The 11,972-nt window shown below is 72.4% G+C and carries 8 protein-coding genes; 6 read left to right on the top strand and 2 right to left on the bottom strand.

From position 1 onward, the window contains the following. Window positions 1-418, top strand: a 418-nt coding sequence (locus ACFXGA_RS33445) for an amino acid ABC transporter ATP-binding protein (protein WP_378094953.1), incomplete at its 5' end; no start/stop codon positions are given. A 16-nt stretch (window positions 419-434) separates the two neighbouring features. Here the strand turns inward: ACFXGA_RS33445 and ACFXGA_RS33450 are convergent. Then, window positions 435-2,384, bottom strand: coding sequence for a helix-turn-helix domain-containing protein (locus ACFXGA_RS33450; protein ID WP_378094955.1), 1,950 nt, complete (start codon window positions 2,382-2,384; stop codon window positions 435-437). 224 nt (window positions 2,385-2,608) lie between these two features. Next, window positions 2,609-4,033 (bottom strand): MFS transporter, encoded by a 1,425-nt coding sequence (locus ACFXGA_RS33455; protein WP_378094957.1) that lies wholly within the window; start codon window positions 4,031-4,033, stop codon window positions 2,609-2,611. A 360-nt stretch (window positions 4,034-4,393) separates the two neighbouring features. Here ACFXGA_RS33455 and ACFXGA_RS33460 point away from each other — a divergent pair, with 360 nt between their 5' ends. The 5 genes from ACFXGA_RS33460 to ACFXGA_RS33480 all read left to right on the top strand — a co-directional run bounded on the left by ACFXGA_RS33460 (window position 4,394) and on the right by ACFXGA_RS33480 (window position 11,927). Next, window positions 4,394-4,870: a MarR family winged helix-turn-helix transcriptional regulator gene (locus ACFXGA_RS33460; protein ID WP_378094959.1), complete on the top strand. Its 477-nt coding sequence runs from the start codon at window positions 4,394-4,396 to the stop codon at window positions 4,868-4,870. 646 nt (window positions 4,871-5,516) lie between these two features. Further along, entirely contained in the window at window positions 5,517-8,939 is a 3,423-nt protein-coding gene (gene car, locus ACFXGA_RS33465) for a carboxylic acid reductase (protein ID WP_378094961.1), read from the top strand. A gap of 18 nt (window positions 8,940-8,957) precedes the next feature. Continuing rightward, window positions 8,958-9,659, top strand: coding sequence for a methyltransferase (locus tag ACFXGA_RS33470; protein WP_378094963.1), 702 nt, complete (start codon window positions 8,958-8,960; stop codon window positions 9,657-9,659). Window positions 9,660-9,709: 50 nt separating this feature from the next. Further along, complete coding sequence (metK, locus tag ACFXGA_RS33475; RefSeq protein WP_378094967.1) at window positions 9,710-10,891, top strand: methionine adenosyltransferase; 1,182 nt, start codon at window positions 9,710-9,712, stop codon at window positions 10,889-10,891. Between the two features lie 25 nt (window positions 10,892-10,916). Beyond that, the gene (locus tag ACFXGA_RS33480; RefSeq protein ID WP_378094965.1) at window positions 10,917-11,927 is read left to right on the top strand and encodes a carbohydrate kinase family protein; all 1,011 of its coding nucleotides are present in this window, start codon (window positions 10,917-10,919) and stop codon (window positions 11,925-11,927) included. Window positions 11,928-11,972: the final 45 nt, after the last annotated feature.

Here is an 11,972-nt window from a genome sequence, read left to right on the forward strand (position 1 = left end):
CGCGTGTCTCCCGCGCGCCCCCCCCGCGGGGCCGCGCCCCCCCCCCCGCCCCCGGCGCCCCGGGGGGGGGCGGGGCGCCCGGCCCCCCGCCTACCCGCGCCGGCTGTCCGGCGGCCAGCAGCAGCGCGTCGCCATCGCGCGGGCGCTGGCCATGAACCCGGCGGTGATGCTGTTCGACGAGCCGACCTCCGCGCTGGACCCGGAGCTGGTGGGCGAGGTGCTCGACGTGATGAGACGGCTCGCGTCCGAGGGCATGACCATGCTCGTGGTCACCCACGAGATCGGGTTCGCCCGCGACGTCGCCGACCGCGTGGTGTTCATGGACCGCGGCGTCGTGGTGGAGGAGGGACCCGCCCGGGAAGTCCTCGACCACCCCCGCCACCAGCGCACGCAGAGCTTCCTCGCCCATGTCCGGTGACCGCTCCGCCGGCCGCTCAGCGGCCCTCGACCGCGCCGGCCCCGGGTCGCGCGCCGACCAGCTCGCGGACCCGCAGCAACCGCAGCGCGAGCTGGATCTCCAACGCCCGCGCCGGTTGCTGCCAGTCCGGGCCGAGCAGCTCCTTGATCCGGTCCAGCCGCCGGGTGACCGTGTTCGTGTGCACGTGCAGGCGTTCGGCGGCGTAGGTCGGGCTCGCGCCCGCGTCGAAGTACGCCTGGAGCGTGGGCACCAGGTCGGTGAAGCGCTCCCGGTCGTACTCCAGGACCGGCCCCAGGACGTCCTCGACGATGCCCGCGACATCGTCGTCACCGGACATCAGCGCGCCCACGAACCCCAGCTCGCGCATGGACGCCGCGCCGCCGCTGACCCCGAGCGCCACCACCGCACCCAGGCACCGCACGGCCTCGCGGTACCCCTCCCGGATCGACTCGGCCCCGGTCAGCGGCCCGGCCGCGCCGACCGAGAGCGGACGGCCCAGCGCGGCCGCCACCGCCGACGACACGTCCCGCGCGACGATGCCCGCGTCGCTGCCGGGCAGGAGCATGATGAGGTGGCCGTCGAGGGTGCTGCGCAACCCGCCCATGCGCCGCGCGTACATCGCCGCCCACGCGTTGGCCCGGCACTGCACGCCGCTCTCCGGCCTCGCGACCACCATCAGGTACGGCTTGGTCAGGTCCAAGCCGATCCGCCGCGCCCGTTCGGTGAGGTGGCGCGGCACCCGCTGGTCGTCGCTGAGCGTGTCGTGCAGCAGCCGGTCGCGCGCCTCGTCGTCCGCCCCGGCCGCCCCGTCGCCCCGCCGGATGAACAGGACCGCGACCTGGGAGACCAGGCGCAGCTGGGCGCGCCCGGCGGCGGGCAGGTCGCCGGGCGCGGACAGCACCAGCGAGCCGACGTAGTCCTTGCCGATGCACAGCGGGGCCACCCACTTGCCGTCCCTCGACTCGGCGTCCTGGCTGGTCATGGTCGCGGCCATGGCCACCTGGGTCGTGTCGTCGCCGTCGTCGGGCCCCGTGCCCGCGGTGACCAGCACGTCGCCGGACGCGGTGTAGGCGGTCACCCGCCCGCCGAACGCGTCGGCCGCGGTGGCCGCGAGGGTGTTCAGGTCGCCGCCGGTGAGCAGCATGTCCACCAGCGCCGTCTGCAGGTGGTGGTACTCGTGGAACTTCTCCGCGCTGGTGGAGACCTGTGACAGCCGCCGCTCCAGCTCGGCGGCCCGCGCCTCGGCCTCCAGGCGCAGCCTGGTGGTCTGGAGGTGGATGCTCGCCAGGATGCCCAGCGACACCAGCAGCGACCGCTCGTCGGCGGTGAAGTGGTGCACCTTCCGGCTGGCCACGTACAGCCGTCCGCCGGAGGTGTGGGCGTGGGGGTCGCCGTGGCTGAGCGGGACCGCGATCAACGCGTGCAGCCCCTCAGCGCGGACCATCTTCTCGAACGCCGGCGACAGCGTGACCCGCTCGTCGGTCCGCACGTCGTGGGAGGCGAACGGGGCGGCGTCGGTGCGGCCCGCGGCGGTGATGTGGTCGTCGGCGGGCAGCAGCAGGCCCACGCTCAGCTCGGAGGTGTGCCCGTCGGCGGCGAGCACCCGCACCTGGTCGTTCTCGCCGTCCGGCAGGGCGACGAAGGCCATGTCCATGCTCAGCAGGTGCCGGGCGCGGCGGGCGATGGCGTGCAGCAGGGCGTCCACCGAGTCGTAGGGGATCGCGAGGTCCCGGGTGGCGTCGATGAGGGCGGTGAGCCCCGCCTCGCGGGTGCGGCCGCGCTGGATCTGGGCGTGCACCCGCAGCGCCTGCCACACCGACGCTTTCACGTCGGTGTCCGCCATGCCCGAGATCCCCGACCTGCGCATGTCGTCCAGGAAGTTCGCGAACGCGTCGACCGGCGCGCCGGTGGCGAGCAATTCGAGTAACTCCTCAATGCCGCCGGCCGCCGTCCGCTGCGAAGGCACGAAGGTTTCCATTCCCAGAACACCCCCAGTGTGTGCGGCGCGATCACTCGATCGCACCAGGAATTTCGTTCGGCAATCACGCTCTGTGAACGGCCCCGGCAAGCCTTCCCAGTGTATCCAGTGGATGAAAGAGATGCCGATCACGATCCGCGAGTGGGCGGAGGCGCGCTCCGCCCACTCGCGTTGAAATACTTCCCTCCGGGATCAACCGAATGGCGGCTCGGTCAGACCTTCTTGCGCAGCCCTTGGGCGAGCAGCGTCACGACCGCGAAGCCCAGGATCAACCAGATGCCGGGGTAGAGGTCGCCGAGTTGGACCGCCGGCACGATCACCGCGGTGACGAGCGCGAGACCGAACGCGCCACCGACCTGGAGCGAGCTGTTGATCATGCCCGCGGCCAGGCCCTGGTCCTCGTCGCGCACGCCGTTGGTGCCCGCGACCATGAGCGCGGCGAGGCTGAGCGCGAAGCCGATGCCCCAGATGACCGACACCGGGACGAGCACGGTCCACAGCTCCGGCTCCGGGCCGATGCGCAGCATCAGCAGGTAGCAGGGGATGAACGACACCAGGCCGACCATGAGGACCTTGTTGACGCCGAACCGGTCCATCAGGTAGCCGAGCTTCGGCCCGATGATGACGACCATCAGACCCGCGGGCAGCAGCACGAACGACATGTGCCACGGCTCCCAGCCGTTCATGTTCTGCAGGTACAGCGCCAGCACGAACTGGAACGCCATCGCGCCGCCGTACAGCAGGAACGAGCTGACGTTCGCGGCCACCAGGTTGCGGTTGCGGAACAGGTCGAGCCGGATCAGCGGCTCCCGGACCTTGCGCTCGATCATCACGAACGCGATCAGCAGCAGCGCGGCCACGACGAACCCGCCGATCGTGCGCGCCGAGCCCCAGCCGACCTCCGGCGCCGTGACCACCGTGAACACCAGCAGCAACATGCCGAGCAGCAGCGTCAGCGCGCCGCCGACATCCAGGCGCGCGGACTCGGTGCGCGGCGGGTCCGGCGGCAGGAAGCGCAGCGCGCCGATCAGCAGCAGCACCGCCACCACGGACGGCAGGACGAACGTGGTCCGCCAGTTGATCGCGGCCAGCAGACCGCCGACCAGCAGGCCGGAGGAGTACCCGGACGCCTCGAAGACGTTGAAGACGCCGAACGCCTTGTTGCGCTGCGGGCCCTCCGGGAACGTCGTGGCCAGCAGCGACATGGCGGCCGGCGCGGTGAAGCCCGCGGCCACGCCCTTGACGAACCGGGTCACGATGATCAGGAAGGCGTCGTCGGCGAATGCGCCCAGCAACGAGATGGCGGCGAACACCGCCATGCCGATGACGAAGACCCGTTTGCGGCCGAACAAGTCCGCGCACCGGCCACCCAGCAGCAAAAATGCGCCGAACGCGAGGATGTACGCGCCGGGCACCCACTGCGCGGTCGCGGCGCTCACCCCGAATGCCGCCTGGATTTCGGGGATGGCGACCGCGATCATCGAGTTTTCCAACCCGTCGAGCATGATCGCACCGCTGAAGATGAACAGCAGGATCCACTGCCGCCCGCTCCAGCGCACGGGACCGGCGCCGGGATCCGGACCGGCGATGCTTTCGCTTTCCCGCTTCCCCTCGTTCGGGGTCAAGCCGGTGGACATTTACTACCGCCCTTCGGGTATCACTGCTCGGGCCCGGCGAGCGCCGCGGCCCGGCACAACTGTTGGTTCGGGATTGCGAAATCAGTGCCGGTCGAACGGTTGTTCGACCACGTCGGCGGTCCGCCCGGTCCGCGGAGCGGCGCCGGTGGCGTCGGCGGCCGGTCGGCTGATCGCCCGGACGGCCGGCTGTCGCGGTGCTGGTCGTGGACGTGCGCCCGGGAGGCCCCAGGGTCTTCGAGTTCCCGGTAGCCTGGGCTGCGTACTACCAGCGTCTGCGATAGTTGCACACGCCTTATTTTGCACGGTGCTGATAATGGCGTACGCAACTAGGTGTTGCAAGTTGCAAGGAGGGGTGTCCCCGTGGAGATCGCTGACGATGCCGTCGAGACCCGTGCGCAGGGCTGGCGGACACTGGCGGCGCTGCACGCGCGCATCGAGGATGCGCTGGAACGAGCGCTGCAACGGGAGCACGACCTCTCCGTCAGCGAGTACAGCCTGCTCGACGTGCTGTCCAGGCAGAGCGCGTTCGCCGGGTGCTACCTGCGGATGACGCAGCTCGCCCGCGCCGTGGTGCTCAGCCAGTCGGCGACCACCCGCCTGGTGACCCGGCTCGAACGGCGCGGCCTGCTCCAGCGCTACCTGTGCGAGGACGACCGGCGGGGCATCTACACCGAGGTCACCGAGGCGGGCCGGACGGCGTTGGAGTCCGCGCGGTCCACGCACGACGACACGCTCGCCCAGGCGCTGAAGGAGGCCGCGGAGCTGCCGGAACTGGCGCCGCTGGTCGACGCCCTGGCGACGCTGCCGTTCGTCCCCGCGTTCCCGGTGTCCCGCTAGCGGGCGAACCGCACGGGTCCGCCGACCGGCGGACCGCGCACCACCACCGCCGACGCGGCCTCGCGCCGTCGGCGGATCCTCGCCGGCGCACGCCCCCGTGCCGGCTCCGACGGGATGGTCCGGGGCCGTCGTGGCCGCAACCGGACTCTCCCGCTCCACCGCTCGAACCGACCGCTCCGGGTCGGCACCCTCCCGCGCCGTCCGCGCCTGCGGCGTTCACGCCCGCGCGTGTCGCGTGCCGCGCCGCTCGTGTGCCCCCTCCGCGCCTGCGCCGCTCGTGCCGCCACTGCGCGCGCCGCGCCGCCTCGTCCGCGCTGAGTCGCGCCGCCCTGTCCGCGCCGCCGCCGCTCGTGTCTCCGCTGCTCGTGTCGCGCCGTTCGTGCCGTGTCGGTCGCCCGCGCTGATCGGTCCCCGTCTCGCGGGGCAACCCCTTTCCCGTGCCCGAATTCGGGCGATTTGACGTTTTCGCGCAGGTCATCGGCCCCCGCGGCCGCGACATGACAGATTCTGATCCGGCTTGTGGGCACCTCCAGGGTCGGCAACTAGCGTCGTGATCACCGGAGAGCAGCGCGGCACAACCGACGTCCCGCCCGGTGAACACCACCTCACTTGTGGTTGTCGAGCACCGATTCGACCCGGCAGTGCGATGTGGAGACCCAGCATGCGGCTTGCGCAAAAAGTGGCAGAAGTGATGCGGCGCTACGCGGACCGCCCCGCCGTGGGCGAGCGCGCGAAGGAGGTCGTCCGCGACCCCGGCACCGGCCGCACGTCGCTCCGCCTGCTGCCGTCCTACGAGACGACGACCTTCGCCCAGATGTGGGACCGCGTCCGCGCGGTGGCGAACGAGTGGCACCACGACCCGGTGGACGCCCTCGCGCCGGGGGACCGCGTGGCGCTGCTCGGGTTCGCGAGCCGCGACTACACCACCGTCGACCTGGCGTGCATCCGCCTCGGCGCGGTCAGCGTCCCGCTCCAGACCAGCGCCCCGATGACGCAGCTGGCGGCGATCGTGGCGGAGATCGAGCCGCGCGTCGTCGCTGCCTCCCTGGACCGGGTGGACGCCGCGGTCGACCTGGTCGCGGACAGCCCGGCGGTCCGCCGCCTCGTGGTCTTCGACCACCACCCCGGGGTGGACGAGCACGACGAGAGGCTGGCCGCCGCCCGGGAACGCCTCGCGCGGGCCGGCCACGACGCCCGGGTCGAGTCCCTGGCCGACGTGCTGGGCCGGGGCGCGGCGCTGCCGGACGCGCCGCCGTTCACGCCCGCCGAGGGCGAGGACCCCATGACGATGCTGGTCTACACGTCCGGGAGCACCGGCACGCCGAAGGGCGCGATCTACACCGAGCGGCTGGTCGCGTCGATGTTCGGCGGCGACGGGTGGTCGGACCTGTTCTCCGAGGAGCAGGCGATCACCTTCCACTACATGCCGATGAGCCACGTCGCCGGGCACTCCTCGGTGAAGAACACCATGGCGCGCGGCGGGATCAGCTACTTCACCGCGAGCAGCGACCTGTCGACGTTCTTCGAGGACATCGCGCTGGCCCGCCCCACCGAGCTGTCGCTGGTGCCGCGGGTGTGCGAGATGCTGTTCCAGTACCACCGCAGCGAGGTCGACCGGCGCGTGGTGGCGGGCGACGACCGCGCGGCCGTCGAGGAGCAGGTCAAGGTCGACATCCGGCAGCGCGTCCTCGGTGGGCGGATCGCCTGGGCCAGTTGCGGTTCCGCGCCGCTGTCGGCCGAGCTGCGGGCGTTCGTGGAGTCCCTGCTGGACCTGGAGCTGCACATCCTCTACGGCACCACGGAGGTCGCGGGCGTCTCGGTCGACGGCGCGATGCTGCGGCCGCCGGTCGTCGACTACAAGCTCGTGGACGTGCCCGAGCTGGGCTACTACCGGACCGACACCCCGCACCCGCGCGGCGAACTGCTGCTCAAGACCGAGTCCGCCATCCCTGGCTACTACAAGCAGCCCGAGCTGTCGGCCTCGATCTTCGACGAGGACGGTTACTACAAGACCGGCGACATCGTCGCCGAGATCGCGCCGGACAAGCTGGAGATCCTGGACCGCCGCAACAGCGTGCTGAAGCTGTCGCAGGGCGAGTTCGTGGCCACGGCGAACCTGGAGGCCATCCTGGGCACGAGCCCGCTCGTGCGCCAGATCTTCGTGTACGGCAACAGCGAGCGGTCCTACCTGCTCGCCGTGGTCGTGCCCACGCCGGCGACCCTCGACCGGTTCGCCGCCGCGCCGCACGAGCTGAAGCAGCACCTCAGCGAGTCCTTCCGCGAGGTCGCGAAGGAAGCGGGGCTGAACTCCTACGAGATCCCGCGCGACGTCCTGGTCGAGACCGAGCCGTTCAGCCAGGCCAACGGTCTGCTGTCGGACCACCGCAAGCTGCTGCGGCCGCAACTGCTCGCGCGGTACCGCGACCGGCTGGAGGCGATGTACGCCGAGATCGCCCGGCAGGAGTCCGAGGAACTGCTCGACGTGCGGCGCACGGGCGCCGACCGGCCGGTGCTGGAGACCGTCCAGCGGGCGGCCCGCGCGCTGCTGACCGGATCCACCGTGGAAGTCGGCCCCACCGCGCACTTCCGCGACCTGGGCGGCGACTCGCTGTCCGCCGTGTCCTACACCAACCTGCTGCACGACATCTTCGGCGTGCGGGTCCCGGTGGACGTGCTGATCAGCCCGGCGAACGACCTGCGGCAGGTGGCCGAGTACATCGAGGCCAAGCGCGGGGCCGGCGTGGGCCGCCCCACGTTCGAGTCGGTGCACGACCAGGCCCGCGCGGAGGTCCGCGCCGCGGACCTGACCCTGGACAAGTTCCTCGACCCGGTCCTGCTGGAGCAGGCGCGCGAGCTGCCCCGGGTGACCGGCGAGCCCCGGACCGTCCTGCTCACCGGCGCGAGCGGCTACCTCGGCCGCTTCCTGTGCCTGGAGTGGCTGGAACGGCTGGCCCCGGCCGGCGGGAAGCTGATCTGCGTGGTGCGCGGCAAGGACGCCGCCGCGGCGCGCAAGCGGCTCGACGAGGCGTTCGCGGGCGGCGACTCCGACCTGGCCGCCAAGGTGGCCGACCTCGCGCCCGCCCACCTGGAGGTGCTCGCCGGCGACATCGCCGAACCCCGGCTCGGCCTGGACGAGCGGACCTGGGCCAGGCTGGCCGCGGAGGTGGACCTGGTGGTCCACGCCGGCGCGCTGGTCAACCACGTGCTGCCGTACAACCACCTCTTCGAGGCCAACGTGCTGGGCACGGCCGAGCTGATCGGCCTCGCGCTCACCGGGCGGGTCAAGCCGTTCACCTTCGTCTCCAGCGTCGCCGTGGCCACCTCCCGGGCGGGGCAGCCCGCGCTGGACGAGGACTCCGACGTGCGCGAGGCGATCCCCGTGCAGCCGGTCCACGAGGGCTACGCCGGCGGGTACGCGACCAGCAAGTGGGCGGGCGAGGTGCTGCTGCGCGAGGCGCACGACCTCGTCGGCCTCCCGGTCACCGTCTTCCGGTCGAACATGATCCTCGCCCACAGCCACTACGGCGGGCAGCTCAACGTGCCCGACGTGTTCACGCGCCTGCTGTTCAGCGTCCTGGCGACCGGCATCGCGCCGCGGTCGTTCTACCGAGCCCTGGACCGGGACGGCGCGTCCCCCCACTACGACGGCCTGCCCGTCGACTTCACCGCCGCGGCGATCACCGCCCTGGGCGCGGACCGGGACGCCGGGTTCCGCACCCTGAGCCTGGTCAACCCGCACGACGACGGCATCTCCCTCGACACGTTCGTGGACTGGCTCGCCGAGGCGGGCCACCGGATCGAGCGGGTGGACGACTACGCGGACTGGTTCGTCCGGTTCGGCACGGCCATGCGCGCCCTGCCCGAGGCGCAGCGGCAGCACTCGGCGCTGCCGCTGATCCACCGGTTCGAGCACCCCGAGGCGGTGGTGCCCGGCTCCGAGATCCCGTCCGCCCGGTTCCGGGAGGCCGTCCGCGCCGCCGGGCTCGGCCCGACCGGCGACGTCCCCCACCTGTCCGAGCCCTTCATCAGGAAGTACGCCGCGGACCTCAAGCCACTGCTGTCCGCTTAAGCCATCCCGAGGAGAGCCATGAGCCAGCAGCCGGACACCTTCGAGGACCGCTACCGGATCGGGCGCAAGCTCGTAGCGGAACTCGGCCCCGTCGGCGCCGACCGCACCACGTTCGAACTCCTCGGCAAGGAGTGGGACCTGGTGCCCGGCACGTACGCGCCCGCGCCGGGCACCGGCACCGAGTGGTACACCACCGTCCTGCGCTACCCCGTGGGCGGCCGCTTCCTGGAGATCGGCTGCGGCGCCGGCGTCACCGCCGTGTGGGCGGCCTTGCAGGGCTGCGAGCACGTGACCGCCACCGACATCACCGACACGGCGGTCGAGACCACCACGCTCAACGTCAAGCGCCACGGCGTCGAGGAGAAGGTCCGCGTGCTGCGCAGCGACGTGTTCTCCGAGCTGGACCCGGGGGAGCGGTTCGACACGGTCTTCTGGAACTGCAGCGTGATCGAGGCCCCGCGCGACTTCGAGTTCACCCAGGACTTCGAGTGGGCGATCTTCGACCGCGGCTACAGCGCCCTGCGCCGCTACCTCGCCGAGGCGCACGAGTGGCTGCGGCCCGGCGGGCGCGCCCTGGTCACCTTCAACAGCCTCGGCGACCTCGACCGCGTGCGGGCGCTCGCCGCCGAGGTGGGCAAGTCGCTGGTCCGGCTCGACCACACGACCAAGCGGCTGGCGGGCGAGGAGGTCACCTACAACGTCTTCGAGATCACCCGGTAAGGCCGCCCGGCACGCCATTCGTCCCTGCGGAGGAGACGGTGACCCCACGCTTGTTCAGTTCGGAGTCGGTGACCGAGGGCCACCCGGACAAGATCTGCGACGCGATCAGCGACGCGGTCCTCGACGAGCTGCTGCGCCGGGACCCCCGGTCCCGGGTGGCGGTGGAGACCCTGGTGACCACCGGCCAGGTGCACGTGGCGGGCGAGGTGACCACCCGGGCGCGGGTCGACCTCCCCGCGATCGTGCGGCAGGTGGTCCTGGGGGTCGGCTACGACTCCTCGGTCAAGGGGTTCGACGGCTCCTCCTGCGGCGTGAACGTGGCCATCGGGTCGCAGTCGCCGGACATCGCCCGGGGCGTGGACACCGCCTACGAGTCCCGGGTCGACGAGGCGGTGGACGCGCTGGACCGGCAGGGCGCGGGGGACCAGGGCCTGATGTTCGGCTACGCCTGCACCGACACGCCCGAGCTGATGCCGCTGCCGATCGCCCTCGCGCACCGCCTGGCCAAGAGGCTGACCGCCGTGCGGCGCACCGGGGTCATGCCGTACCTGCGGCCGGACGGCAAGACCCAGGTCACCGTCGAGTACGACGGGGACGAGCCGGTGCGGGTGGACACCGTCGTGGTGTCCGCCCAGCACGCCGACGGCATCGACCTCGACCACCTGCTGCGGCCCGACGTCCGCGAGCACGTCGTCGGCCCCGAGCTGGCCGGCCTGGACCTGGACACCTCCGACGTGCGGGTGCTGGTGAACCCGACCGGCCGGTTCGTGATCGGCGGCCCGATGGGCGACGCCGGGCTGACCGGGCGGAAGATCATCGTGGACACCTACGGCGGGATGGCGCGCCACGGCGGCGGCGCCTTCTCCGGCAAGGACCCGTCCAAGGTGGACCGCAGCGCGGCGTACGCGCTGCGGTGGGTGGCCAAGAACGCGGTCGCCGCCGGCCTCGCGTCGCGGGTCGAGGTGCAGGTGGCCTACGCGATCGGCAAGGCCGCGCCCGTCGGGCTGTTCGTGGAGACCTTCGGCACCGAGACCGTGGACCCGCTGCGCATCCGGCAGGCCGTCACCGAGGTGTTCGACCTGCGCCCGGCGGCGATCATCCGCGACCTGGACCTGCTGCGCCCGATCTACGCGCAGACCGCGGCGTACGGGCACTTCGGCAGGCCCGAGCTGGACCTGCCGTGGGAGCGCACCGACCGCGCCGACGACCTCAAGCAAGCCGTGACCAGCTGACCGCCGACCCCCGGAGAGCGGGACCATGCGCATCGTCGTGACCGGATCCATCGCCACCGACCACCTGATGGCCTACCCCGGGAGGTTCGCCGACCACTTCGTCGCGGGCCACCTCGACACCGTGTCGCTGTCGTTCCTGGTGGACGACCTGGAAGTGCGCCGCGGCGGCGTCGCGGCCAACATCTGCTTCGGCCTGGCCCAGCTCGGCGTCACGCCGGCGCTCGTCGGCGCGGTCGGCAAGGACTTCGACGAGTACCGCGCCTGGCTGGACGGGCACGGGGTCGACACCCGGTTCGTGCGGGTCTCGGCCCACCGGCACACCTCGCGGTTCCTGTGCACCACGGACCTGGACCAGAACCAGATCGCCTCGTTCTACGCGGGCGCGATGCAGGAGGCGCGCGAGATCGACCTCGGGGCCGTGGCGACCGGGCTGGGCGGCGTCGACCTCGTCGTGATCGGCCCGAACGACCCGGACGCGATGGTGCGGCACACCCGGGACAGCCGGGCGTTGGGGCTGCCCTTCGCGGCGGACCCCTCGCAGCAGCTGGCCCGGATGGACGGCGCGTCGATCCGGGAACTGGTGGACGGCGCGGCCTACCTGTTCACCAACGAGTACGAGAGCGTCCTGTTGCGACAGTCCACCGGCTGGTCCGCCGAGGAGGTCATCGGCCGGGTCGGGGCGTGGATCACCACCCTGGGCGCGGAAGGCGTCCGCGTCGAGCGCCGCGACCACCCGCCGCTGGTGGTGCCGGCGGTCCGGGTGGAGCGCGAGGTCGAGCCCACCGGTCTCGGCGACGCGTTCCGCGCCGGGTTCCTGTGGGGGACGTCGGTCGGGCTGGGCGTCGAGCGGGCGTGCCAGGTGGGGTGCGCGGTCGCGGCCGCCTCGCTGGAGACCGTGGGCACCCAGGAGTACACCCTCACCGAGGCCGACCTGCGCTCGCGCCTCGCCCACGCCTACGGCGACCAGGCCGCGACCGAGGTCGAGTCCCGGTTGCGCGTCCAGGCCGCCGCCGGGGCGGCCCGGGCTTCGGACTAACTCCCCCCCACCGCCGGTCCCCAGCCCGGCGGTCGTGCGCCTCGG

The sequence above is a fragment of the Actinosynnema sp. NPDC059335 genome (genome assembly GCF_042752395.1).
Lineage (GTDB): Bacteria > Actinomycetota > Actinomycetes > Mycobacteriales > Pseudonocardiaceae > Actinosynnema.

What these genes read in the sequence shown, in the direction of transcription:
- ACFXGA_RS33455 (WP_378094957.1), bottom strand. Translation starts at nt 4,033, where the DNA reads ATGTCCACCGGCTTGACCCCGAACGAGGGGAAGCGGGAAAGCGAAAGC.
- car (WP_378094961.1), top strand. Translation starts at nt 5,517, where the DNA reads ATGTGGAGACCCAGCATGCGGCTTGCGCAAAAAGTGGCAGAAGTGATG.
- ACFXGA_RS33470 (WP_378094963.1), top strand. Translation starts at nt 8,958, where the DNA reads ATGAGCCAGCAGCCGGACACCTTCGAGGACCGCTACCGGATCGGGCGC.
- ACFXGA_RS33480 (WP_378094965.1), top strand. Translation starts at nt 10,917, where the DNA reads ATGCGCATCGTCGTGACCGGATCCATCGCCACCGACCACCTGATGGCC.